Genomic DNA, 23,484 nt, shown 5'->3' on the forward strand with positions numbered 1-23,484 from the left:
ATAAAAAGATCGTCCTAGTCACGCCGCACACTGAATGACACAGTGACGGCGTAAGTCTTCAGTCAACTATCTTGCATGGACAGGAGCCGGTGCCTTGCACCCGCTCCGAACGACAGGGAGTACCGCGTGTCCGCTTCGATCAACGATTCGATTAGCTACAGAGGCTTCACCCAGGACGACATCGCCGCCGCGCACGCGCTCACGGTCGAACTCAAATGGCCGCATCGCGCGGACGACTGGCGATTCGTGGAGCAACTGGGCGTGGGCTTCGTCGCGGAAGACGCCAGCGGCGTGATCGGCACCGCGCTGTGCTGGAAGTACGGCGCCGAGCGCGCCTCGCTCGGCATGGTGATCGTGTCGCCCGCGCACCAGGGGCGCGGCATTGGCAGAAAGTTGATGGAACTGGCGCTGGAGGAACTCGGCGGCCGCGTCACCTTCCTGCACGCGACGCCCGCCGGCCAGCCGCTCTATGAAAAGCTCGGCTTTCGCGCGATCGGCACGCTCGATCAGCATCAGGGCGCGGCATTCCAGCCGCCGCTGGTGTCGCTGCCGGCGGGCGAGCGTTTGCGTCCGCTGGGATCGAGCGATACGGCGCGGCTGATCGAGCTGGCTTCGCAGGCGAGCGGCATGGATCGCGGCGAAGTCTTGCCCGCGCTGCTGAGCGCCGCCGACGGCATCGCGCTCGACCGCGACGGCGAACTGATCGGCTTCGCGCTGTTCCGCCGCTTCGGCCGGGGCTTCGCAATCGGACCGGTGGTCGCGCCCGCGTCGGAGGATTCGAGCCGCGCGAAGGCGCTCATCAGTCATTGGCTGGCGCTCAACGAAGGCGTGTTCGTGCGAGTCGATACGCCCGGCGAGAGCGGGCTCACCGACTGGCTGGAACAGTTGGGGCTGCCGCGCGTGGATACCGTCGTGCGGATGGTTCGCAACGCGACGCCGGCCGAACTCGCGAACGGCGGCGCAAGCACGGCGGCCGGCAAGGACACGCGCTATCTGCAATACGGCATCATCAATCAGGCGATTTTCTGACGCATGGCCTTCCTCTATAAAGCCGATCCGGCGCGCGGCGCGCAATGGGCGAAACTCTTTGCGCAAAAGGCGCCGGACTTGCCGTTTCACGTCTGGCCCGAAGTCGGCGATCCCGCCGCGATCCGCTACCTCGCCGCCTGGCAGCCGCCTGACGATCCCACGCGCACCTTTCCCAACCTCGAAGTCGTGTTCTCGGTGGGCGCGGGCATCGACCAGTTCGATCTGTCGCGCGTGCCAGCGCACGTGCCGGTGGTGCGGATGATCGAGCCGGGCATCGTGGAAGGCATGGTCGAATACGTCACGCAGGCCGTGCTGACGATTCATCGCAATCTGTTCGACTACGCGTTGCAGCAGCAGCAACAGGTATGGCGCGAACTGCCGCCAGGGCCCGCCGGCCAACGCCGGATCGGCGTGCTCGGACTCGGCGTGCTGGGCACCGCGGTGCTGGAACGGCTGCGTCTGTTCGGTTTTGCATGCGCGGGTTGGAGCCGTTCGCCGCGCGAGATCGAGGGCGTCGACTGTCATGCGGGCGAAGGCGCGCTCGATGCGTTTCTCGCGCGCACCGACATTCTGATCTGCCTGTTGCCGCTCACGCCGGCCACGCGCGGGCTGCTCGACGCCAGGCTGTTCGCGAAGCTGCCGCGCGGCGCGTCGTTGATTCAAACGGGGCGCGGTCCGCATCTGAATCAGCCGGACCTGCTCGCCGCGCTGGAAAGCGGCCAACTCGGCAACGCGATTCTCGACGTGACCGATCCCGAGCCCTTGCCCGCGGGGCATCCGTTGTGGACGCATCCGCGCGTGCGCATCACGCCGCATATCGCCAGTTCGACGCGGCCGGACACCGCCGTCGACGTGGTGCTCGACAATCTGCGCCGTCATCGCGAAGGCTTGCCGATGCTCGGCCTGGTCGACCGCACGCGCGGCTACTGAACCCGGCGCGCTGTATCGAACGCACTGCAACACCCTCGCGCCGCCGCTTTTCAGCGTCCGCAGCAGAAAATGCTAAGGCCGCGCATCAAAACGCGGCGCGCGCGCTTTTCAGGCAATTGTTTAGCCAAGCGGGCGATAGTCGCGGATCAGTAGTATGGAACGGTCAACAGCCCCTTCCCGCGACGAGAAACCATCATGCCGATTCAAGCGCTCATTGAAGCCGACCGCAAACACCTGATTCACCCCGTCATCAACTACCGCGCGCACGAAGCGCGCGGCGTCACGATTCTCGAATCGGCCAGCGGCGCGTTTCTACGCGACGCAGCCGGCAACGAGTTGCTCGACGCATTCTCGGGCCTGTGGTGCGTGAACGTGGGCTACGGCCAGCAGAGCATTGTCGACGCCGCCACCGAGCAGATGAAGAAACTGCCCTACGCCACCGGCTATTTTCATTTCGGCTCGGAACCCGCGATCGAACTGGCGCGGAAACTGGTCGAGGTGTCTCCTGCCTCGTTGCAGCATGTGTACTTCACGCTCGGCGGGTCCGACGCGGTGGATTCGGCCATCCGCTTCATCACGCATTACTTCAATGCGACGGGCCGTCCCACGAAGAAGCACATCATCGCGTTGCAGCGCGGCTACCACGGCTCGTCGACGATGGGCGCGGGGCTCACCGCGTTGCCCGCGTTCCATCGCAACTTCGACCTGCCGCTGCCGAACCAGCATCATCTGCCGTCGCCCTACGCGTACCGCAACGATTTCGCCGACGACGCCGCGCTGATCGCCGCCTCGGTGGCCGCGCTCGAAGCGAAGGTGGCCGAACTCGGCGCGGACCACGTCGCCGCGTTTTTCTGCGAGCCGATTCAGGGCTCGGGCGGCGTGGTCGTGCCGCCGGTCGGCTGGCTGAAAGCCATGCGTGAAAGCTGCCGCAAGCTCGGCATCCTGTTCGTCGCGGATGAAGTGATCACCGGGTTCGGCCGCACCGGTCCGCTCTTCGCCTGCCAGGGTGAAAACGTCGAACCGGATCTGATGACGGTGGCGAAAGGTTTGACCGCGGGCTATGCGCCGATGGGCGCGGTGCTCATGTCGGATGAAATCTATCAAGGCATTGCGAGCGGCGACGCCGAAGCGGTCGTCGGCCACGGTCATACTTATTCCGCGCACCCGGTCAGCGCGGCGATCGGCCTCGAAGTGCTGCGCCTCTATCACGAGGGTGGCTTGCTCGCGAACGGCGTGGCGCGCGGGCCGCGTTTCGCGCGAGGGCTCGATGCGCTGCTCGCGCATCCGCTGGTGGGCGACTCGCGCCATCGCGGCCTGCTCGGCGCGCTCGAACTCGTCGCGGACAAGGACACCAAGGCGGGCTTCGACCCGGCGTTGAAACTGTCGGAACGGATCGCCGCCGCCGCGTATGAAAACCGCCTGATTTTCCGCGCATTCGGCGACAACATTCTCGGCTTTGCACCGGCGCTCTCGTACACCGAAGCGGACTTCGACCTGATGTTCGAGCGGCTCGAAAAGACACTCGACGACGTTCTCGCGCAGGCCGATGTCCGGGCCGCGCTGAAGGTCAAAATTCATGCCACTGCATGCTAGAGTAGAGGGCACCCCGAGCCCCTTACTCCCTTACCCGATCGCCAGAGCGACAACGTTACGATGAGCAGCGACTGCAAGCTGGACCGGATTGATCTGCGCATACTTTCACAGTTGCAGAAGAAAGGCCGCATAACCAACGTCGAGCTTGCCGACGCGGTCGGCCTTTCGCCCAGCCCTTGCCTGATCCGGGTCAAGCGTCTGGAGAAAGCCGGCTACATCATCGGCTACGGTGCGCAGATTCAGTTGGAAAAGCTCGGCGACGTGCAGATCGTCTTCACCGAGGTCACGCTCGCCGACCATCGGCGTGAAGACTTCATCAAGTTCGTCAATGCGATTCGCGACGTGGATGAAATCGTGGAGTGCCATCTGGCGAGCGGCGGCTATGACTATTTGCTGAAGTTCGTCACGCGCAGCGTGAGCCACTATCAAAGCATCGTGGAGGGCTTGCTCGAACGCAATATCGGCATCGAGAAGTACTTCAGCTACGTGATCATCAAGTCGCCGTTCGTGAAAAGCCACTATCCGCTCGAAACCTTGTTCTCGCAGAATCATCACTAGCCGGCGGTTTCGGGGGGACTCCATTGCGCGAACTCCTCGCTCAGAAAGTCCACGCACACCCGCACCTTCGCCGACTGCGCGAGCCGCGCCGGATACACCGCCCACAGGTTCGCCGGTTGCGTGACCTCGGGCAGCACCTGCTGCAACTGGCCGCTCTCCAGCAGCGGCCGCACGTCCCACATGGAACGCAGCACGATGCCGCGTCCGGCCAGCGCCCATTGCACCGCCACTTCGCCGTGATTGGTCGACAACGGTCCCGTCACCTTGATCGACGCCGTTTCGCCGCGCACCGTCAAACGCCAGAGACCGAATGGATGGTCGCGCTCCTTGATCGCGAGACACGCATGCGAGGACAGATCGGCGAGTTGCCGCGGCATGCCGTGCCGCGCGAGATAGCCGGGCGACGCGCACAGCACGCGATGATTCGACGCGAGCCGCCGCGCGATCAGATGCGGCGCGATTTCGTCGCCGATGCGAATGTCGAGGTCGAAGCCCTCGCCGGCCACGTCGACGAGCCGGTCGAACAGATCGAGCCGCACGCTCAGTTGCGGATAGCGCTCGGAGAAAGTTGCCAGCGCCGGCGCGACGAAGCGGCGGCCAAAGCCGAAGCTGCTGGAAATGCGCAGCTTGCCGCCCGGAATGCGGCGCGTGGTGGAGACGTCTTCCACCAGTTGCTCGACGTCGTCGAGAATCTTTTCAGCCCATGTGTAGACGCGCTCGCCGGCTTCGGTAATCGCGACGCGGCGCGTCGAGCGGTGCAACAAACGCGTGCCGAGCGTAGTCTCCAGCACGTTGATCCGCTTGCTCACGTAGGCCGCGGATACCGACAAGGCCTCCGCCGCCGCGCTGAAACTGGACTTGCGCGCCACTTCGCAGAACACGCGCAAATCGCCGAGATCGGGTGACGGGATGGCATTCATAGGTGGTTGAAAGGTACGTGATCATGCCTGTGACGAGGCGAATGCGTTTGTGCACGAATCGTGCACAGTGGCTTAACTAAAGCGATCATTTTAGGCTCAAACAGCAGGAATAAAATAGCCGGAATCGAAAACCCAACGGAGGAGCAGAACATGTCGAACACCTATCGGATCGCGGTCATTCCCGGCGACGGCATCGGCGTCGAAGTCATGCCGGAAGCCATTCGCGTGCTGGAGGCGGTGAAGGCGCGCTTCGGCATCGAGCTGGAGTATCAGCACATCGAATGGGCGAGCTGCGACTACTACGCGAAGCACGGCAAGATGATGCCGGACGACTGGAAAGCGCAACTGCAATCGGCGGATGCGATTCTGTTCGGCGCGGTGGGCTGGCCCGACACGGTGCCCGACCACATCTCCCTGTGGGGCTCGCTGCTGAAATTCCGCCGCGAGTTCGATCAATACATCAACCTGCGCCCGGCGCGGCTCTTTGCCGGCGTGCCTTCGCCGCTCGCGGGCCGCAAGGCTGGCGACATCGATTTCTGGATCGTGCGCGAAAACACCGAGGGCGAATATTCGTCGGTGGGCGGCGTGATGTTCGAAGGCACCGAGCGCGAATTCGTGTTGCAGGAATCCGTCTTCACGCGCCACGGCAGCGAGCGCGTGCTGAAGTTCGCGTTCGACCTCGCGCAGCGGCGCGAGCGCAAGAAGATCACGGTGGCCACCAAGAGCAACGGCATCGCGATCAGCATGCCGTGGTGGGACAAATGCGCGGCCGGCATCGCGGCGCAGTATCCCGACGTGACGTGGGACAAGCAGCACATCGACATCTTGTGCGCGCGCTTCGTGCTGAACCCGGACCGCTTCGACGTGGTGGTCGCCACCAATCTGTTCGGCGACATCCTCTCCGATCTCGGCCCGGCCTGCACCGGCACGATCGGTCTCGCACCGTCGGGCAACCTGAACCCCGACCGCAAGTTTCCCTCGCTGTTCGAGCCGGTGCACGGCTCGGCGCCCGACATCGCCGGCAAGAACATCGCCAATCCGATCGCGATGATCTGGTCGGCGGCGATGATGCTCGACTTCCTCGGCAATCACGCGGGCAAGGAACGCGAGGCGCACGACGCGATTCTCGCGGCGATCGAGGCAACGCTGGTCGAAGGCCCGCATACCGGCGACCTGGGCGGCAAGGCGAACACCACCGAAGTGGGCGAGGCGATCGCGGCAAGGCTTGCTTGAGAGTTTCGATTACTTATCTACGCCAGGACACGCGCATGAGCATGGAAGCCTATCCCATCGAGGTCGAATTCCCCGATATTTCGAAGCATGAACAGTCGCCGTCCGGCATTACCTATGTGCACACGTTCGACTCGGGCGTGCCGGGACCGCACGTGATGATCAACGCGCTCACGCACGGCAACGAGGTGTGCGGCGCAATCGTCGTGGACGACTTGCTGCGCCGCGCGTTGCGGCCGCGGCGCGGGCGCCTCACGCTGGCGTTCGCGAACGTCGCCGCGTACCGGCGCTTCGATCCCGCGAAGCCCGACGCGGCACGTTTCGTCGATCAGGATTTCAACCGCGTCTGGACCGCCGCCGTGCTCGACGACACGTCGCGCACGTCCAGCGAACTGGCGCGCGCGAGAGAGATGCGGCCGGTGATCGATACGGTCGACGCGCTGCTCGATCTGCATTCGATGCATGAAAAGAGCAAGCCGCTGATCGTGGCGGGACCGCTGCAAAAAGGCATCGACCTCGCGGTGCAACTCGGCACGCCCGCCACCGTGATCTGCGACGAAGGGCATCCCGAAGGCCGCCGCATGCGCGACTACGCAGGCTTCGGCATGGCGGACAGTCCGAAGAACGCGTTGCTGATCGAATGCGGACAACACTGGGAACAAAGCGCGGTCGCCGTGGCGCGCGACACCACCGCCCGCTTCCTGTTGCTGGCGGGCGTGGTCGATGCAACGGATTTGCCGGCCGATTGGCTCGCGCCCTTGCCGCCCGTCCAGCACATCGTTCGCGTGACGCAGCCGGTGGTGGCGAGCAGCATGGACTTTCGCTTCGCGGCGCCGTACACCGGCCTTGAGATATTCGACAAAGCCGGCGCGGTGATCGGCTGGTCGAACGGCGAAGCGGTCGCCACGCCTTACGACAACTGCATGCTCGTCATGCCCTCGCTGCGGCAACTGCGTCCGGGCGTGACCGTCGTGCGGCTGGGCAAGATCGAGCAAACCATCGCCAACACCGGCCGATGACCCGGCTCGTGCACATTCAAAAGGCAGCGTGAAGATGAAGGTTCAACACATCGAGCAGAGCGTGAATCTGACCAATCTCGAGGATTGGGGCACCGCGGGCCTGCCCGGCACGACGCCGGCCCAGGTGTCGGGCGTGCAGCGCGTGATCAAGGGCAGCGAATCCGTCGACGCCGGCATTTTCGAATGCACGGCGGGCACCTACCGGCGCTCGGTCAAACAGGCCGAAGTGATGCACTTTCTCGCGGGGCGCGGACGCTTCACGCCCGACAACGAAGAAACGATCCATTTCGCGAGCGGCGATACGCTCTTTTTCGAAGCCAACACTGAAGGGCTGTGGGAAGTCGAGGAAACCATCCGCAAGGTTTATGTGATCTTCTGAACCGCTTGCTTGCATGAAGCGCCGCGCCGTCTTCAACCCGTGGACGCGGCGCTTGAAATCCCCCTCCCATTTCGTCCTCTCCCGGCGCCTGCCGTCACATCGACGCGCGCCGCGGCATCCCCAGCGGTTCGCGCTGCCTGATCCATTCTTGCAAACGATGTCGGGTAATCCCGCGTTGACCCGTTCTCGTCAAACTCACTACAGTCGCACTTGTTCATATAAAGAATCACGGTTCTATATCCGAACAAACTAGCCAGCAAATATCGACAGCGGTCGTAAAATAAGAAGAGGCTCGCCATGAACGAGCCTTTTCGCAGTCAGGAGACCCACCATGAACCGCAGCACCGCTGTGAACGTTCAAACCTTCCTCAACGAACAGCCCTTCTCGCCGTTCCAGTGGCTGATCTTTTGCATGTGCTTCGTCATCGTCCTGCTGGACGGTTTCGACACGGCCGCGATCGGCTTCATCGCGCCTTCGCTGATCGTCCAGTGGGGCATCACGAAACCGGCGCTCGCGCCGGTGCTGAGCGCGGCGCTGTTCGGTCTCGCGTGCGGCGCGCTGGGCTCCGGGCCGCTGTCGGACCGGCTCGGGCGGCGCTCCATGCTGCTCGGCTCGGTGCTGCTGTTCGGCGTGGCCTGCCTCGGCTCGGCGTTCTCGAACAGCATCGAGCAATTGACCGTGCTGCGCTTCATCACCGGCGTCGGTCTCGGCGCGGCCATGCCGAACGCCGTGACGATGATGGGCGAGTACTGCCCGGACCGCCGCCGCGCGACCCTCATCAATCTGATGTTTTGCGGCTTCCCGCTCGGCGCCGCCTTCGGCGGTTTTCTCGCCGCGTGGATGATTCCGCACTTCGGCTGGCGCAGCGTGCTGGTGCTCGGCGGCGTCGCGCCGCTTCTGCTGCTGATCGTGCTGGTGTTGCAAATGCCGGAATCGGTCCGCTACATGGTGGCCAACAACAAGCCGGTCGAACGGATTCGCGCGGCGCTCGCGCGCATTTCGAGCGAAGCGGCGCAAGCCGGCACCTTCGTGATGACCGAAACCGCGCCGCAAACCGGCGGCAAGGGTCTCGCCGTGGTGCTGTCGCGCTCGTACATCATCGGCTCAGTGATGCTGTGGATCACCTACTTCATGGGCCTCGTGATCTTTTACGCGTCGATCAACTGGATGCCGATCTTGCTGAAGGACGCCGGACTCACGCCGCAACGCGCGACGCTGATCTCCGCGCTGTTCCCGCTCGGCGGCGTGGGCGCGGTGTTGTGCGGCATGCTGATGGACCGCTTTAACGCGAACCGCATCATCGCGGCCTGCTATGCGCTCACCGCGATCAGCGTGTACTTCATCGGCCAGGCGGTCGGCAACGTGGGCGTGCTGGTGTTCATCGTGTTCGTCGCGGGCGTGCTGATGAATACGGCGCAATCGTCGATGCCGGCGCTCGCCGCCGCGTTTTATCCGACCGAAGGGCGCGGCACGGGCGTGGCGTGGATGCTCGGCATCGGACGCTTCGGCGGGATCGCGGGCTCGTTCCTCGTGGCCGAACTGGCGCGCCGGCATTTCTCGTTCGCCGGTATCTTCGCGACGATCGCGGTGGCCGGCGTGATTTCGTGCGTGGCGCTCCTGATCAAGCAGGCGGTGCGGCCGCACACGGCCGCGGCGAATGCGCCGAAAGCGGAGTCGTTCGGGCATTGATGCGGGCATTGATGTGGACAAGGAAGCAGGCGCCGGGACGCTGGCGCCTGCTATCGCACGAAGATTTCGCCGCTTCTAGCGCTTGCGGAACGCGTCCAGCGAACTCAGCACGTTGCCCTTGAAATCGAACAACGTATTGTTGTCCCACTGATCGCCGGCGCCGACTTTCCATCCCACGTTCGGCGTCGGTATCCACTCGGGTTCCCACCAGAACACGCCCTTGCCGTGGCCGCCGGGGATCGCCTTCACGATATCCGTCACCGCGCCGAGAAACTGCGCCTGGCCGGCAGGCGTCTGCGGGAAAGCCGTCGACCCGGTGTTGGTCATCGCGTTCGGCTCCGAATCACCGTCGCTGGTGGTCCACGGATAAGCGGTCTCGACGACCATCACGTCCTTGCCGTAGCGCGTCGCCAGATCGTTCGCGTTGTTTTGCAGATCGCTTAGCGACCCCTGCCATTGCGGGTAATACGACAGGCCGATCACATCGAACGTGACGCCGCGCTGTATCGCGCTGTCGTACCACCAACGGCTCGTCGCGTTGTTGCCGCCGCTGTCGATATGCAGCATGACCTGGATGCGCTCGTCGACCGATTTGACCGCGTCGTGCCCCGCCTTCAGCAACTGCGCGAGGTTGTCCCACTGATCGTACTTGCCCAGCGGCCACAGCATGCCGCCGGTGATTTCGTTGCCGACCTGAACCCACTCGGGACGCACCCCGTCGCGCTCGAGCATCCTGAGAACGTTCGACGTGTATTCCGACAACAGCGCGCAAGTTTGCGCGATGTCCTTGCCCGCCCATGCATGCGGCGGATACTGCTTGCCCGGATCGGCCCACCAGTCGCTGTAGTGGAAGTCGATCAGCACGCGCATGCCGAGCGCGGCGGCTCGCCGCGCCAGCACGCGCACATGTTCGGCGTTGTTGTAGCCGGCTGCGGGGCTTTGGTCGGCGGGGAAAAAATCCGGATTGCCGGGATCGTTCCAGACCTTGATGCGGATCGAGTCGACGCCGTGCTTCTTCAGGAGCAGCAGACAGTCGAGCGGCACGCCCTGCTCGTAGAACTTCGCGCCGTTCGCCTCCAGTTCCAGCAGCGTAGAGACGTCCGCGCCCATTGCAAACCGCTTGCCGCGGCCGGCCAATGCCAAATCGGCAGCAAGAGCCGGCGTGCCGACCGTCGCCCCGACGCCGGCCGCGGCCGCGGCGGAAGCGAGCCATCCCAGCATTTCTCTTCGGTTCATCTGTCATCCTCCATGTTGAATGGCGGCTTTTTGGAAGGCCGCCTGTTCGGGGTTGAAGCGCCTGCGATGCCTTCTTTCGACTTGATCCACGTCTGGCCGAATGCCGGTTCAAGCGTCCTGCCATGCGCAGACATCGCCGGTTTTCAGCAGCGCATCGCCGAGCACGAATGTGGCGTTGGCCGGCGCGGGCGCTTGCACCGGCTGCGCGCCGAAATTGAACGCGAAGGTCAAACCGCCGCGGCGGCGAATGCGCAAGCCGTCGGCGAGCTGTTGCGTTTCGATGCCGGCCTCGTTCGCCGCCTGCTGCAAGACCGCGCGATGCAACGCATGCGATAGCCACGCCGCCACGTAACGCACCTTGCCGCGCGAAAGAATCGCGGGCCACGCGTCGTCGAATTGGGCGTCGATGCGGGTCTCGCCATTGGCGCGAACATGCTCGCGCCAATGGATCGCCACGCCTTGCGCGTCGCCGATGGAAATCGCGGGCGCAAGCGTCGGACGCAGCGTTTCGACTTCGAGCACCTGCATCGGCAGGACGCTTTGCAACGCGCCAGGCGGCAGGCTCGAAGGAATCGCGAAGGTGGTGGTTTTCGAACCGCTTCGCGGACCGAAAACCCAGTGCGCGCTGCCGCGCTCGATCTGCTCGACGAGCGCAGCGTCGATCACCGCGATGCTCGGCACGACCACGAGGCGATATGACGAAAGGTCGGCCTTGCTCGAAACGATATCGACGTCGAGCCCGAGTTCGCGCAGCGACGCGTAATAGTCGAACACCAGCGTCTGATAATCGAAGCTCTTGCCGTGGCGCTGAATCTCGAACATCCATTGCGTCTCGTAGTCGAACACGACCGCAACGGACGCGCGCGCGGGCGCGCCGAGTCCCGTCAATGCCGGCGACCGCGCAATCTCGCGCGCCGCCTGTTGCACTTCCAGACCGCCCGGCGAGAGTTCGTTGTTCGGCAGATTCAGCCCGGAATGCATCTGCTCCTGCGCATACGGGCACTGACGCCAGCGGAAATACGACACCAGCTCCGCGCCGTGCGCGAACGCCTCGTAAGCCCAGAGGCGGACCATGCCCCTGGCCGGCACCGGATTCCACGGCGCCCAATTCACCGGTCCGGCTTGCTGCTCCATCACCCAGAAACGGCCGCGACCGATCGCCCGATAGCGGTCGTGATCGAATGCGGAAACATCGGGATGCGCGGTGCGCGCGTAACGCGCCTTCTGCTCTTCCGGCAACGCGATCGATTCGGTGCGCGCGATCGGATAGCTGTCCCACGCGGCCACATCGAGCGCGTTGTCGTCGGCAAAGCGGTAGTGGTCGAAGGTCGTGAAGAAACCCATGAAGTTATGCAGCAGATCGGCGGCCGGCGCATGCTCGTGCAATACCTCGATCTGCTCGCGATGAAAGCTCGCCACTTCGTCCGACATGAAGCGGCGAAAGTCGAGCAGATGAATCGGATTGGCGTCGGTGGGCGTGAGATTCGGCAAGCCGATTGCGTCGAAGGACGGATACTCCATGCTCCAGAACACGTTGCCCCACGCGTCGTTCAGCGCGTCAATGCGCTCGTAGCGCTGCCGCAGCCACGCCTGAAAGCGCGCCCGTGCCGCGTCGGAATAGCTCGGCACGGTATCGTGGCAACCGAGTTCGTTATCGGTCTGCCACGCGACGATAGACGGATGCCGTCCGTAGCGCTCGGCCATTGCCGTGACGATGCGCCGGCACTCGCGGCGATAGACTTCGCTTGAAATGTCGTAGTGGCGGCGCGAACCGAAATTCCAGCGCGTGCCGTCGGCGCGCACCGGCAACACGTCCGGATGCGCGTCCATCAGCCACTTCGGCGGCGACGCGGTCGGCGTGCCCAGCACGAGTTTCAGTCCCGCATTGGCGAGCGTGGCGACGGCTTCATCGAGCCATTCCCACGCGAATTCGCCGGCGCGCGGCTCCATCCGGCTCCACGCGAATTCCGCGATCCGCACGTGCGTGATGCCGAGTTCGACCATCCGCTTTGCGTCGTCGGCCCACATCGATCGCGGCCATTGTTCAGGGTAGTAACACACGCCAAGTTGCATGAGAGAGTCTCGTGGGTAGATGAATTCGAACGGGCGCTCAGCCCTTGCTTGCGCCAAAAGTCAGGCCGGCGACGAAATGCTTTTGCATCGCGAAGAACATCAGCACCGAAGGCAACGCGGCCAGCACGGAGCCCGCCGCCACCAGGTTCCATGCGGTTGTCCACTGACCCTTGAGCGCCGCGACGCCGACGGTGATCGGCGCGGCCTCGTCGCCTTGCGTGAGACACAGCGCCCAGAAGTAGTCGTTCCAGACGAACGTGAACACCAGAATGCCGAGCGCGGCGAGCGCGGGACGGATCAGCGGCAACACGATGCGCCAGTAGATGGTCCATTCGCTCGCGCCTTCCACGCGCGCGGCCTCGATCATTTCGAACGGCAACTGCTTGATGAAATTGCGCAGGAACAGCGTGCAAAAGCCGGTCTGAAACGACACGTGAAAAATCACCAGCGCCCACACGGTATTGAAGAGCCCGACTTTCAGCGCCATGTCGCGCACGGGAATCATCAGGATCTGGATCGGCACGAAATTGCCGGCGACAAACGCGAACAGCACCGCCGTATTGCCGGGAAACCGATAGGTCGCCAGCGCGAAGCCCGCCATCGACGCCAGCACGATCGCGCCGAGCACGGACGGCACGGTAATCAGCACACTATTGGCGAAGTAATGCAGCATCGGCGTTTGCGTGAGCGCGGTGCCGTAGTTCTCGATCAACGCGAAGTGCTGGGGCCAGCCCCAGTAATCGCCGCGAGAAAGCTCATCGGAAGAACGGATCGACGTGACCAGCACCGCCAGCATCGGCAGCAGCCACACGAGCAGCGCGATCGGCAGCGACGCTTTGTATAGCGTGCGATTGAGCGGTTTCCAGCGTTCGACGGGAAGCGGATACATGACGCGTGACTCCTGGAAATCAACGTTCCTCGCGCAGCATGCGGCGCAGATGGAACACGATGTAGACGAGCATGATGGCGAACAGCACGACGGCAATCGCCGCGGAATAGCCTTCGCGGTAGTACTTGATGGCCTGGTCGTACATGTAATAGGCGAGCACGGTGGAACTGTCGAACGGACCGCCGCCGCTCATCACGGCAATCAGGTCGAAGCTGCGCAGCGCGCCGATCACGGTCAGCACGACGGCCATGAACGTGGCGGGCCGCAGTTGCGGAAGAATCACGTGCCACAGGAGACGCAAACCCTTCGCGCCCTCCATGCGCGCCGCCTCGACCACTTCGGGGTTGATGCCCGTGAGGCCGGTGAGATACAGCACCATGCAGAACGGCGTCTGCGGCCATAGCGCGGCGAAGATAATGCCGAACGTCGCCGTGCCGGGATCGCCGAGCACCGGAATGCCGTGGCCGACGATCAGGCGCAGCAAGCCGAAGCCGGGGTCGTAGAACCAGCTGAACACGAGACCGACCACCACGCCCGAGAGCACGAACGGCGCGAAGAACAGCGACTTCACCACGCGCATGCCGCGCACATGCTGGTTCAGATACAACGCGAACAGCAGACCGAGCGGCGGCGCCAGCAGGAACAGCGCGAGCCAGATCAGGTTGTTCCTGAGCGCCGTATAGAAGGTGTCCGCATGAAACAGCTCGATGTAATTATCGAAGCCCGCGAACGTCTTCGGCGTCATGCCGTCCCAGTGATAGAAGCTGAGCGAGATGCTGCTCACGATCGGGTAAATCACGCACAGGCAGAACAACGCGCAACCCGGCAGCAGGAAGAAAAACGCGGCGCGGTGCTGGTGACGGCGCGTCGTCGAGACGTGACGGTACCGGGCCGCGGGCAGGCGGCTCGCTGCGGAATCAGACATGGATCGGGCCTCGTCGAAAATCGAAGGCGAGCGCCGGCCGTGGCTAGGCCGCCGGCGCTCCGGGACTTACTTCTTGTAGATGCGCTTGCGCGTCGTTTCGAGGCGCGCGAGCAGCGCGTCGAGTTGCGACGGATCGCTGTAGAACTGCTGCATGGCTTTCATGCCTTCGTCGGCCATTTCCTTCTGCATGTCGCGATCGTAGAACTGCGCGATGCCGCCCTTGGTGTTCGCGAGCGTCTGGAAACCGACCTTCGAAATCGGATCGTCCGGTTCGGCGGCCAGGCTGTTCGACGGCAGCGTTCCCCAGCCCTTCGCGAGATCGGCGTTGATCTCCGGCCGCTCCATGAAGGCCAGCAGCCTGCGGGCGTCGGCCTTGTTCCTTGCCTTCGCCGGAATCAGCAGCACGTTGACCGGACCGTCCTCGGCCATCGGCACGTTCGCGTCGATCACGGGAAAGCGGAAGAAACCGGTTTGCGGTTTGAGCGGCGCCGGAATGCTCGCCGAGAAGAACGTGCCCATCAGCATCATCGAGGCCTTGCCGTTCACGAGAAACGGCGCGATCGAATCGAGGTCGTATGAAAGCGCGTTGTCGATGTAGTAGTGATCGTCGATCAGCGTTTTCCACGCGGTGTAGACCTTCTTCACGCGCGCATCGGTGTACGGCACTTCGCCGGCCATCAATTGCTGATGGAAAGCGTTGCCGTTGATGCGCAGGTCGAGATAGTCGAACCATGCGGCCAGTGTCCAGCTATCGCGCGCGGCGACGGCGATCGGCGCAACGCCGCTGGCTTTCAGCTTCTTGCAGGCGTCGAGAAATTCATCCCATGTTTTCGGCTCGCTCCTGATGCCGGCCTTCTCGAACAGATCCTTGCGATAGAAGAAGCCGTAGGCGTCGTAGCCGAGCGGCGCCGCGTACTGCTTGCCCTTATACGTCGACGCTTCCTTCACCGATGCGTACTGCTGCGACCAGCCGTTCTTGCTCCAGTCCGGCGAGAGATCTTCGAGCAGGCCGCGTTGCGCGTAATACGCCATGCGCTCGCCGTCGTGCCACGACACGACATCGGGCGGATCGGTGGCGAGCCAGCCGCCCATTTGCACCTTGTACGCTTCCTCGGTGATGTAAGTCACCTTGAGGTCGACGTCGGGATTGGCTTTTTTGAACTTGTCGAACGCGTCCTGCCACGTCGAACGCTGGTTGCCGCGCGCCGCTACGTTGACGGTGAGCGTGGCGGCGTCGGCGACGGCATGGCACAGCGAGCCGGCAACCAGCGCGGCTGCAATCGACGCATGGGCAAGACGGCGAAGGCGAAGAGCAATCATCTTTTGTCTCCTTGACTACCTTGTTGGCTGACAGCGAATGGCTGGCAGACGGTGTAACCCGCTCTGTGGCGGAATTCGGTTGGGTGAAGCTCGAGCACGCGTTACGTCGTGCCTCAAGCGGCCACGCGCTCGGGCTCGAACGTGCTGCGCCGCAAAGCCACGCCGTCCGCGTCGAACAGATGGCATGCGGAAGGCGACACATGAATGCGAATGCGCTCGCCGGATTCGATCGGCGTATCGCCCGGTGCCTTGGCGACGAGCGAGCCGGCCGCGTGATCCGCGTGAATGTAGCTATGCTCGCCGAGCCGTTCCGACAGCACCGTCACGCATTGAATGAACTGCCCGTCGCCATCGAGCCGCAGATGTTCCGGCCGCACGCCGAGCGTGACCGCCTGGCCGCGCTGCAAGCGTTGGCCGTCGACATGTACGCTCAGGCGCTCGCCGCCTTGAGCGAGCGTGAGCGCCACTCTGCCCGGCTCGATCGAGTCGACAACGGCATCCACGAAATTCATGCGCGGCGAGCCGATGAACCCCGCCACGAAGCGCGACTTCGGATGGTGATACAGCTCCAGCGGCGCGCCCGTTTGCGCGATGCTGCCGAAGCGTTCGGCATCGGCGCCCGCATGCAGCAGCACGATTCTGTCGGCGAGCGTCATGGCTTCGACCTGATCGTGAGTCACGTAGACCACGCTCGCATTCGCGAACCGTTGATGCAGCCGCGCGATTTCGACACGCGTCTGGCCGCGCAGCGCGGCGTCGAGATTCGACAGCGGTTCGTCAAAGAGGAACACGCCGGGTTCGCGCACGATGGCCCGGCCGATCGCGACACGCTGCCGCTGTCCGCCCGAGAGCGCTTTCGGGTAGCGCTGTAGAAAGTCCTCGAGTTGCAGAATGCGAGCGGCTTCGCGCACCTTGCTCTCGATAACGTCTTTCGGTTGCTTCGCGAGCTTCAGGCCGAACGCCATGTTGTCGAACACGGTCATGTGCGGAAACAGCGCGTAGCTCTGGAACACCATCGCCACGCCGCGCTTTGCGGAGGGCACGTCGTTCATCAGGCGCCCACCGATGTGCAATTCGCCTTCGCTCAAGTCTTCGAGACCGGCGATCATTCGCAGCAAGGTCGACTTGCCGCAGCCCGAGGGCCCCAGAAACACGCAGAACTCATGCTGCGCGATGTCGAGATTCACTCGCCGGATCACCGGCGGATGGTCGCCGTATGACTTCTGCACATTCGTGAGACGGATCGTCGCCATGCTGCCTCCACGCGGATTTAACCGCTTAAATTTCGTGAAAAAAGAAATCGGCGGGCCTTGTGCGGCAGGCGTTTAATCGCTTAAATTCGAGGGCGGGGAAAGAATTCATGATGGCTCGTCTCCTTGTGTCTTGCTGCGTTTTCGAGAAAGTATCAACCTCGCCCGCCGCTTGCAACATTTGAATCACATTCCCTGAATCTGGGATCAACAAACCATGGTCACCCTATCCGAAGTGGCGAAGCGCGCGCACGTCACCGCCGCCACCGTTTCCAACGTGTTGCGCAACCGCGAGAAGGTCCGCCCGGAAACCGCCGAACGCGTGCTGAAGGCGATCGCCGATCTCGGCTACCGGCCCAATCTGAACGCGCGCGCGCTGGCCGAGGGCCGTTCGTCGACGCTCGCGTTGATGCTCTCGAACATCTCGAACCCCTTCTACCCCGAGTTCGTGCTGGCCGCCGAGCGCGCGGCGCGCAAAGCCGGCCGCTTCCTGATGGTTTGCAACACCGACGACGACGCCGAAATCGGCCGCGCGTATCTGAACCAGATCGCGGGCACGCTGGCGGACGGCGTGCTCGTCATGAACACGGACATCGAGATCAACGATCTGTGCGCGTCGGCGAGACATAGCGCGCCGATTCTGCTCGCCATGTGGGAGCACCCGGAGACACCGCCCGCGCTGCCCTGCATCGCCGTGGATTTTGCGCGCGCGGGCGCGCTCGCCGCGCGGCATCTGCTGGAACTCGGGCATCGCGAGATCGGGCTTTTGATCGGCGATGGTTGCGGCGGCTTGCAGGATGCGCGCTCGAACGGCTTTCGCGCGGTGATGCGCGAAGCCGGCATCGAAACCGACGCCGCCGCCGTGCTGCAGATTCGCGATTCGATCGACGCCGGCTACGCCGCCTGCATGCAGTTGATGACGAACCGGCCGCATTTGACCGCCATCTTCGCGACCAACGATCTGCTCGCGATCGGCGCGGCGCAAGCGTTGATCACGCTGGGCCGCGCGGTGCCGGACGATGTGTCGGTGATCGGCATTACCGACATTCAGCTCGCGCACCAGGTGCACCCCGCGCTGACCACGGTCGCGATTCAAACCGCGGCGATCGCGGAATTGGCGATCGAAAGTTTGATCCGGTTGATCGAGACGCCGGAACGGCAGCCGTCGATGGTGCTGGCCGCGCCGCCGGAACTGGTCGTGCGCGCGTCGACGGGGGTGCGGAGGAGGGAATAAGCGGGTTTTCACTGTTGGGTGGGATGCGGGTGCACCGTCGAGCTATCAGCTACCGATCGGGACAAAAAAGCTCTTATAAGAAGCGTATAAGCCGTTCCTCACCGTACCGTGCTACATTTATGCGGCATTAGGAGTGACCTCAATCAGGCGCGCAATACGACAGTGCGACGTGCTCGCGGCGCTACCTGTACCCGCTCACGAGCGCCGCATGCTCGTCGAGGCATTGAGCCGCTTTGCCGCGCGGGTCGAACGCCTGCCCGGCATCATGCAAGCGCAGGGCGTCGATCACGACATCATCGAGTTCCTGACGCAGCACATCGATACGCAGGTTCGACAACTCAAAGCCCTTCAACCACCACAAGCTGACCATGCCGCGCCGGAACCGACCTACCCGTGAAGAGCAGAACGCGCTGCGCCGCGCTTTCTACGAAAGGATCGACGCGGGCGACATGACCATTCCCGAGGCCCTTAGAGCGATGCGCGCGATGACCGGCCTCACCCAGGCGGAATTCGCCGCGCATCGGGGCGTGAGCCGCCGGGTGATCCAGGACATCGAGCGCGGGACCGGCAATCCGACCGTCGACTCGCTCAATAGCGTGGCGAAGCTCTTCGGCCTGAGGGTCGGCTTCGTCCCGATCAGGCGAAAGGAACCCGCTGCGCCGACTTCGAGCTAACAGCCATTTCAGCAGCAGGAACACCCCGCAGCATAAAATGCTGCGCCAGCCCCAAAAAAACCTCGCGCACACCGTGAAAGCCCCGGCCAGGCGGTTTCATTGACTGCGCCGCACGCGTAGCATCGATCCATCACCCGACCCAAAATAAGCGGCCGCGCCGCCGCATTGAAGGAGCATTCGCATGTCTCTCGCCTTGACGCGCAACGAACTGATCCGCCCGCTCAATCTGATCGACGGCACATGGACCGGCGCCGCCGACGGCGCCCGCTTCGCCGTCACCAACCCAGCCACCGGCGAGACGATCGCCGAAGTCGCGAACAGCAGCGCGGCGGATGCCCGCGCCGCCACCGACGCCGCCGCCCGCGCGTTCCCCGCATGGCGCGACAAGCTGCCGCGCGAGCGCGCCGAGATCTTGCGCCGCTGGCACGCGCTGATCGTCGCCAATACCGACGACCTCGCGAAACTCATGTCGACGGAACAAGGCAAGCCGCTCGCGGAGAGCCGCGGCGAAGTGGCATACGGTGCGTCCTACGTCGCGTGGTTCGCCGACGAGGCGACGCGCATCTACGGCGACCTGATTCCGCAGCAGCAGCGCGGCAAGCGCATGAGCGCGGTGAAGGAACCGGTCGGCGTGGTCGCGGCGATCACGCCGTGGAATTTCCCGCTGGCGATGATCGCGCGCAAGATCGCGCCCGCGCTCGCGGCCGGTTGCACCGTGATCGCCAAGCCCGCCGAGGATACGCCGCTCACCGCGCTCGCGTTGGCCGCGCTCGCGCAGGAAGCCGGCTTGCCGAACGGCGTGCTGAACATGCTGTCGGCTTCGCGTGAGAACGGCATCGCGGCGGTCGCCGATTGGCTCGCCGACGCGCGCGTGCGCAAGATCACCTTCACCGGCTCGACGCCGGTCGGCAAGCATCTCGCGCGCGAATCCGCGGCCACGCTGAAAAAACTGTCGCTCGAATTGGGCGGCAACGCGCCCTTCATCGTATTCGACGACGCCGATCTCGACGCGGCGGTCACGGGCCTGATGGCGGCCAAGTTCCGCAACGGCGGCCAGACCTGCGTGTGCCCGAACCGCGTGTATGTGCAAGCCGGCGTCTATGCGCGTTTCGCCGACCTGCTCGCGACACGCGTCGCCGCCCTGAAGGTCGCGCCGGCCACCGACCCGCAAGCGCAGATCGGTCCGATGATCAACACCCGCGCGATCGACAAGATCGCGAGCCACGTGGAAGACGCCGTCAAACAAGGGGCAAAAGTGCTCACGGGCGGCAGGCGCCTGACCGAACTCGGCCCGAACTACTATGCGCCGACGGTGCTCACCGACACGCGCGACGGCATGCTCGTTTGCTGCGAGGAAACCTTTGGCCCGGTGGCGCCGCTGTTCCGCTTCGACGACGAAGCCGAAGCGATCCGCCTCGCCAACGACACGCCGTTCGGACTCGCCGCCTACTTCTACACGCAGGACGTGCGGCGCATCCACCGCGTGGCCGGCCAGCTCGAAGCGGGCGTGATCGGCATCAACGAGGGCGCGGTGTCGAGCGAAGCGGCGCCGTTCGGCGGCGTGAAGGAATCGGGCTATGGCCGCGAAGGCTCGAAGTACGGCCTCGACGATTACCTGTCGATCAAGTATCTGTGCCAGGGCGGGCTCGATTGATACGCCGCCGTGCTTGCTGAATTCCGCTGCCGCCGACACGCCATCGCGCCGTCTGCAACAATGCGCCGAGGCGGCAGCCTCTGCTTCGAGCACTACCCTCGCTGCAAAGCTTCCTGATGCGCTTTCACGAGATCGGCCATGCTGTTGAAGCGGAAGTCGATCCTCGGCTGTGAACCGGGGTCCATCGTCGCGCCGAAGCCCTGCTTCGCATGACGTCGATAAATCCAGCACGACGCGAGACCGAATGCGTTCGCCGGTTTATGGTCGTGAAACAGGCTCTCGGCCGTATGAAGAATCGTCTCTTTCGAGATTCCGCGCTCGCCCAGTTTCTCCAGCATGTACTCGAAATTACGCGGTGACGGCTTGTATGAACCGACGTCTTCGGCCGTGATGATCGCGTCGAACTCCACCTGCAATTTCGCGTTGCTATACGCAAAGCTTTCGTTGTCCACGTTCGAGAGGATGACGAGCTTGTAGTGCTTTTTCAAATACCGCAGCGCTTGTGCCGAGTCGTCGAACGCCGGCCAGTTGCGAATGGACTCGCCATAGGCCACGCAGTCCGCGAGCGTGAACGGCACGCGCCATTCTTCCGCGAGACGCTTGTAGACGATCGGCAGCAGTTCCCGATAACGCCGCGCGGGCGTGTACCGCTGTTGCGACGACTCATGCCGCGCGTGAGCTTCGAGCACCTGGTCACGCGTCAGCGGCTGCGCGACGCGTTCGAGCAGCGGCCGCAAGCCCTCGAAAATGCCCGTTTCCCAATCGATCAAGGTGCCGTAGCAATCGAACGTCAGCGTATCGAAGTCGGTCAGTTGCATGCCATTGCCTCAGTGGTTCGCGGATTGAAGCCACAGTGTAGAGGCTTCCAGCCGCGGCCGTTACGGCAATCACATCTCGTCTCACTGGCCCGGACGCTCGGCGAATCTCAGATCATTGCCACCACTCGTATCGGCCGGCGCGCTCGCCGTGTCGAGCGGAATATCCGGCCGCATGAAGAACGTCGCGACGATCCCCACGGCGAGCAGCCCGAGCGAACCGGCGAACGGCAGCGTCCAACTGCCCGTGCGATCGACCACGAGACCGAACACGATAGGCGTGAAAATGCCCGCCACCGCCGAGCCGGCATTCACCAGCCCGCTCGCCACGCCGACGTGTTTGGGCGTGATATCCATCGGCACGGCCCAGACCGGTCCGATCGTCATTTCGAGGAAGAAGAACGAAAGGCTCATGCACGCCGCCATGACCGGCAAGGATTTCACGACCATCACCGGCGCAAGGAACACCAGCGCGCCGAGGAACGCGCCGATAATCACGTTGCGCCGCGCGGCGACCACGTTGCGCGTGCGCTTCAGCACGCGATCGCTGAGCACGCCGCCCGCCGTATTGCCGACCACGCCGGACAGAAACACGCCGGCCGAAAACATCGCAGAGCTTTTCAGATCGAGCCCGCGCCCGTGCATGAAGAAGGTCGGCAGCCACGTGAAGAAGAGCCAGCCGGTCCAGCCATAGCAGAAGTACACGAGCATGGTCGGCCCGATGCGTTTGATGAGACGCCGCCACGGCGTCGGCTCACTCGTTTTTTCGATGGCGACCCTGCCCGCGGGCGGCAATTCCGCTTCTTCCTGCGCCGTCATATGGCGATGCTTGCGCGGATTGTCGGTGAAATACCATGCGTAGACCAGCACCCATGCCAGCGTCAATGCGCCGACCACGAAGAACGACGCGCGCCACGACGAGAACGCGACGAGCAAGGCGACAAACGGCGGCGTAATGGCGTTGCCGAGCCGCGAAAAAGAATGGGTGAGACCCTGCACGAAGCCGCGCTTGCTGGACGGAAACCAGTTGGTCAGGGCACGCGCCTGCGCGGGCAAGGCCGCGCCTTCGCCGACGCCGAGCAACATGCGCGCGCAGAACAGCGACACGACGCCGCCCGCCAGCCCCGTGGCGACGGTGGCGACGATCCAGATGCTCGCGCAGACGACCAGCGTCAGCTTCGCGCCGAAGCGGTCGCTGACCCAGCCGCCGATCACCTGACAGATTGCATACGTGTAGGCGAACGCCGCGAAGACGAGGCCCACGTTGGTATTGCTCAGATGCAGATCATCGCGGATCAGGCCCGCGGCCGCCGAGAGATTGACGCGATCGAGATACATGATGAACGACATCCCGCACATGATCGCGAGAATCGCTCGACTGACTCTGGGTCGATGAAACATTGTCTCCTCCGTTTTTTTTCACGACGCCGCGTAGGGCGCGTGCCGGCAGGCTTGATGCGTTCGAGCCGGTATGCGCCCAGTTTTGTGGGACATTAGGTGAACGCCGGATGGTTGACCAATGAATTGTTTCGATACGGCGATCACCCGCGGTTATCGCGCGCGCCTCGTGGCGACGATGAGGAGTTCGTCGTGCAGGTGCCGATCGAACTTGTGCTTGCCGTAGCGGGCGGTGGCAAGACACGCGCCGTCGAGCGCGCCGTCCCGCCAGCACGTTGCTTCCGGCTCGTTCTCATGCGTTGTGCGGCACCTCGATGCGCTCCCGTCAATGACTGACTGCGCCTGGCATACTCAGTCTTTTAAGAGGCGGGGGTGCGGACGAAAACTTGGACTACCTGGAGGTAGTTCATGTTCTCATACGAAGATCGCATTCGAGCGGTCCGACTCTACTTGAAGCTGGGCAAGCGCCTCGGGGCGACCATCCGGCAGTTGGGCTATCCAACAAAGAATTCTCTCAAAGCCTGGCATCGCGAATACGAACAGTGCCATGATCTACGGGCCGGCTATGTCCGTTCGAGGCCAAGGTATTCGGCTGAACAGAAGAAGGCGGCCGTCGGTCATTATTTGAGCCATGACCGCTGTGCTGCCGCAACCTTGAGGGCTTTGGG

The 23,484-nt window shown here is 63.7% G+C and carries 21 protein-coding genes and 1 pseudogene; 13 read left to right on the forward strand and 9 right to left on the reverse strand.

Translation table 11 applies throughout. The annotated features are described in order from the left end of the window. Positions 1-138: 138 nt before the first annotated feature. The 4 genes from BUE39_RS10250 (at position 139) to BUE39_RS10265 (ending at position 4,110) form a co-directional block, all read left to right on the forward strand. Positions 139-1,029, forward strand: a complete 891-nt coding sequence (locus BUE39_RS10250) for a GNAT family N-acetyltransferase (protein WP_073428653.1) — start codon at positions 139-141, stop codon at positions 1,027-1,029. 3 nt (positions 1,030-1,032) lie between these two features. After that, a complete protein-coding gene (locus BUE39_RS10255; protein WP_073428546.1) occupies positions 1,033-1,959 on the forward strand; it encodes a 2-hydroxyacid dehydrogenase in 927 nt (308 codons plus the stop codon). Positions 1,960-2,154: 195 nt separating this feature from the next. Next, positions 2,155-3,552: an aspartate aminotransferase family protein gene (locus BUE39_RS10260; protein WP_073428547.1), complete on the forward strand. Its 1,398-nt coding sequence runs from the start codon at positions 2,155-2,157 to the stop codon at positions 3,550-3,552. Positions 3,553-3,612: 60 nt separating this feature from the next. Further along, positions 3,613-4,110, forward strand: a complete 498-nt coding sequence (locus tag BUE39_RS10265; protein ID WP_073428548.1) for an Lrp/AsnC family transcriptional regulator — start codon at positions 3,613-3,615, stop codon at positions 4,108-4,110. Here the strand turns inward: BUE39_RS10265 and BUE39_RS10270 are convergent. Beyond that, positions 4,107-5,030 (reverse strand): LysR substrate-binding domain-containing protein, encoded by a 924-nt coding sequence (locus BUE39_RS10270; protein ID WP_073428549.1) that lies wholly within the window; start codon positions 5,028-5,030, stop codon positions 4,107-4,109. The two genes, BUE39_RS10265 and BUE39_RS10270, sit on opposite strands and share 4 nt — an antisense overlap. 150 nt (positions 5,031-5,180) lie before the next feature. Here BUE39_RS10270 and BUE39_RS10275 point away from each other — a divergent pair, with 150 nt between their 5' ends. From BUE39_RS10275 to BUE39_RS10290, 4 genes are all read left to right on the forward strand, one after another. Next, positions 5,181-6,263 (forward strand): tartrate dehydrogenase, encoded by a 1,083-nt coding sequence (locus BUE39_RS10275; RefSeq protein ID WP_073428550.1) that lies wholly within the window; start codon positions 5,181-5,183, stop codon positions 6,261-6,263. Between the two features lie 35 nt (positions 6,264-6,298). Next, positions 6,299-7,279 carry a M14 family metallopeptidase gene (locus tag BUE39_RS10280; protein WP_073428551.1) on the forward strand — a complete coding sequence of 327 codons (981 nt, stop codon included), beginning with the start codon at positions 6,299-6,301 and terminating at the stop codon, positions 7,277-7,279. Between the two features lie 34 nt (positions 7,280-7,313). Beyond that, positions 7,314-7,658: a cupin domain-containing protein gene (locus tag BUE39_RS10285; protein ID WP_073428552.1), complete on the forward strand. Its 345-nt coding sequence runs from the start codon at positions 7,314-7,316 to the stop codon at positions 7,656-7,658. A 331-nt stretch (positions 7,659-7,989) separates the two neighbouring features. Next, positions 7,990-9,348: an MFS transporter gene (locus BUE39_RS10290; protein ID WP_073428553.1), complete on the forward strand. Its 1,359-nt coding sequence runs from the start codon at positions 7,990-7,992 to the stop codon at positions 9,346-9,348. Between the two features lie 75 nt (positions 9,349-9,423). Here BUE39_RS10290 and BUE39_RS10295 read toward each other — a convergent pair whose 3' ends face one another. The 6 genes from BUE39_RS10295 to BUE39_RS10320 form a co-directional block, all read right to left on the reverse strand. Then, complete coding sequence (locus BUE39_RS10295; RefSeq protein ID WP_073428554.1) at positions 9,424-10,584, reverse strand: glycoside hydrolase family 53 protein; 1,161 nt, start codon at positions 10,582-10,584, stop codon at positions 9,424-9,426. Between the two features lie 108 nt (positions 10,585-10,692). Further along, entirely contained in the window at positions 10,693-12,657 is a 1,965-nt protein-coding gene (locus BUE39_RS10300; RefSeq protein WP_073428555.1) for a beta-galactosidase, read from the reverse strand. Positions 12,658-12,694: 37 nt separating this feature from the next. Continuing rightward, positions 12,695-13,546 (reverse strand): carbohydrate ABC transporter permease, encoded by an 852-nt coding sequence (locus BUE39_RS10305; protein WP_073428556.1) that lies wholly within the window; start codon positions 13,544-13,546, stop codon positions 12,695-12,697. Between the two features lie 19 nt (positions 13,547-13,565). Continuing rightward, positions 13,566-14,471, reverse strand: coding sequence for a carbohydrate ABC transporter permease (locus BUE39_RS10310; protein WP_073428557.1), 906 nt, complete (start codon positions 14,469-14,471; stop codon positions 13,566-13,568). A gap of 66 nt (positions 14,472-14,537) precedes the next feature. Then, entirely contained in the window at positions 14,538-15,791 is a 1,254-nt protein-coding gene (locus BUE39_RS10315) for an ABC transporter substrate-binding protein (protein WP_083081356.1), read from the reverse strand. A gap of 113 nt (positions 15,792-15,904) precedes the next feature. Then, the gene (locus BUE39_RS10320; RefSeq protein ID WP_073428558.1) at positions 15,905-17,044 is read right to left on the reverse strand and encodes an ABC transporter ATP-binding protein; all 1,140 of its coding nucleotides are present in this window, start codon (positions 17,042-17,044) and stop codon (positions 15,905-15,907) included. Between the two features lie 214 nt (positions 17,045-17,258). On the opposite strand from BUE39_RS10320, the gene BUE39_RS10325 reads away from it, so the two are divergent. The 4 genes from BUE39_RS10325 to BUE39_RS10340 all read left to right on the forward strand — a co-directional run bounded on the left by BUE39_RS10325 (position 17,259) and on the right by BUE39_RS10340 (position 20,603). Continuing rightward, a complete protein-coding gene (locus BUE39_RS10325; RefSeq protein ID WP_073428559.1) occupies positions 17,259-18,275 on the forward strand; it encodes a LacI family DNA-binding transcriptional regulator in 1,017 nt (338 codons plus the stop codon). A 208-nt stretch (positions 18,276-18,483) separates the two neighbouring features. Next, entirely contained in the window at positions 18,484-18,672 is a 189-nt protein-coding gene (locus BUE39_RS34130) for a hypothetical protein (RefSeq protein ID WP_143031962.1), read from the forward strand. Next, entirely contained in the window at positions 18,644-18,949 is a 306-nt protein-coding gene (locus BUE39_RS10335) for a helix-turn-helix domain-containing protein (protein ID WP_073428561.1), read from the forward strand. Before BUE39_RS34130 ends, BUE39_RS10335 begins: the two co-directional genes overlap by 29 nt. A 181-nt stretch (positions 18,950-19,130) precedes the next feature. Then, entirely contained in the window at positions 19,131-20,603 is a 1,473-nt protein-coding gene (locus BUE39_RS10340; protein WP_073428562.1) for an NAD-dependent succinate-semialdehyde dehydrogenase, read from the forward strand. Positions 20,604-20,695: 92 nt separating this feature from the next. On the opposite strand, the gene BUE39_RS10345 is transcribed toward BUE39_RS10340, so the two are convergent. Then, a complete protein-coding gene (locus BUE39_RS10345) occupies positions 20,696-21,421 on the reverse strand; it encodes a haloacid dehalogenase type II (protein ID WP_073428563.1) in 726 nt (241 codons plus the stop codon). 81 nt (positions 21,422-21,502) lie between these two features. Beyond that, positions 21,503-22,819, reverse strand: coding sequence for an MFS transporter (locus tag BUE39_RS10350; RefSeq protein WP_073428564.1), 1,317 nt, complete (start codon positions 22,817-22,819; stop codon positions 21,503-21,505). Positions 22,820-23,224: 405 nt separating this feature from the next. On the opposite strand from BUE39_RS10350, the pseudogene BUE39_RS10355 reads away from it, so the two are divergent. Beyond that, positions 23,225-23,484: pseudogene (locus tag BUE39_RS10355) on the forward strand (IS3 family transposase); the annotation flags it as partial.

Source organism: Paraburkholderia terricola (assembly GCF_900142195.1).
GTDB lineage: Bacteria > Pseudomonadota > Gammaproteobacteria > Burkholderiales > Burkholderiaceae > Paraburkholderia > Paraburkholderia terricola.

Excerpts from the sequence above, each read along its gene's own strand:
- BUE39_RS10320 (WP_073428558.1), bottom strand. The coding sequence starts at position 17,044 with ATGGCGACGATCCGTCTCACGAATGTGCAGAAGTCATACGGCGACCAT.
- BUE39_RS10275 (WP_073428550.1), top strand. The coding sequence starts at position 5,181 with ATGTCGAACACCTATCGGATCGCGGTCATTCCCGGCGACGGCATCGGC.
- BUE39_RS34130 (WP_143031962.1), top strand. The coding sequence starts at position 18,484 with ATGCTCGTCGAGGCATTGAGCCGCTTTGCCGCGCGGGTCGAACGCCTG.
- BUE39_RS10255 (WP_073428546.1), top strand. The coding sequence starts at position 1,033 with ATGGCCTTCCTCTATAAAGCCGATCCGGCGCGCGGCGCGCAATGGGCG.
- BUE39_RS10290 (WP_073428553.1), top strand. The coding sequence starts at position 7,990 with ATGAACCGCAGCACCGCTGTGAACGTTCAAACCTTCCTCAACGAACAG.
- BUE39_RS10285 (WP_073428552.1), top strand. The coding sequence starts at position 7,314 with ATGAAGGTTCAACACATCGAGCAGAGCGTGAATCTGACCAATCTCGAG.
- BUE39_RS10300 (WP_073428555.1), bottom strand. The coding sequence starts at position 12,657 with ATGCAACTTGGCGTGTGTTACTACCCTGAACAATGGCCGCGATCGATG.
- BUE39_RS10260 (WP_073428547.1), top strand. The coding sequence starts at position 2,155 with ATGCCGATTCAAGCGCTCATTGAAGCCGACCGCAAACACCTGATTCAC.
- BUE39_RS10350 (WP_073428564.1), bottom strand. The coding sequence starts at position 22,819 with ATGTTTCATCGACCCAGAGTCAGTCGAGCGATTCTCGCGATCATGTGC.
- BUE39_RS10335 (WP_073428561.1), top strand. The coding sequence starts at position 18,644 with ATGCCGCGCCGGAACCGACCTACCCGTGAAGAGCAGAACGCGCTGCGC.
- BUE39_RS10325 (WP_073428559.1), top strand. The coding sequence starts at position 17,259 with ATGGTCACCCTATCCGAAGTGGCGAAGCGCGCGCACGTCACCGCCGCC.
- BUE39_RS10265 (WP_073428548.1), top strand. The coding sequence starts at position 3,613 with ATGAGCAGCGACTGCAAGCTGGACCGGATTGATCTGCGCATACTTTCA.
- BUE39_RS10310 (WP_073428557.1), bottom strand. The coding sequence starts at position 14,471 with ATGTCTGATTCCGCAGCGAGCCGCCTGCCCGCGGCCCGGTACCGTCAC.
- BUE39_RS10280 (WP_073428551.1), top strand. The coding sequence starts at position 6,299 with ATGAGCATGGAAGCCTATCCCATCGAGGTCGAATTCCCCGATATTTCG.
- BUE39_RS10270 (WP_073428549.1), bottom strand. The coding sequence starts at position 5,030 with ATGAATGCCATCCCGTCACCCGATCTCGGCGATTTGCGCGTGTTCTGC.
- BUE39_RS10295 (WP_073428554.1), bottom strand. The coding sequence starts at position 10,584 with ATGAACCGAAGAGAAATGCTGGGATGGCTCGCTTCCGCCGCGGCCGCG.
- BUE39_RS10340 (WP_073428562.1), top strand. The coding sequence starts at position 19,131 with ATGTCTCTCGCCTTGACGCGCAACGAACTGATCCGCCCGCTCAATCTG.
- BUE39_RS10345 (WP_073428563.1), bottom strand. The coding sequence starts at position 21,421 with ATGCAACTGACCGACTTCGATACGCTGACGTTCGATTGCTACGGCACC.
- BUE39_RS10315 (WP_083081356.1), bottom strand. The coding sequence starts at position 15,791 with ATGATTGCTCTTCGCCTTCGCCGTCTTGCCCATGCGTCGATTGCAGCC.
- BUE39_RS10305 (WP_073428556.1), bottom strand. The coding sequence starts at position 13,546 with ATGTATCCGCTTCCCGTCGAACGCTGGAAACCGCTCAATCGCACGCTA.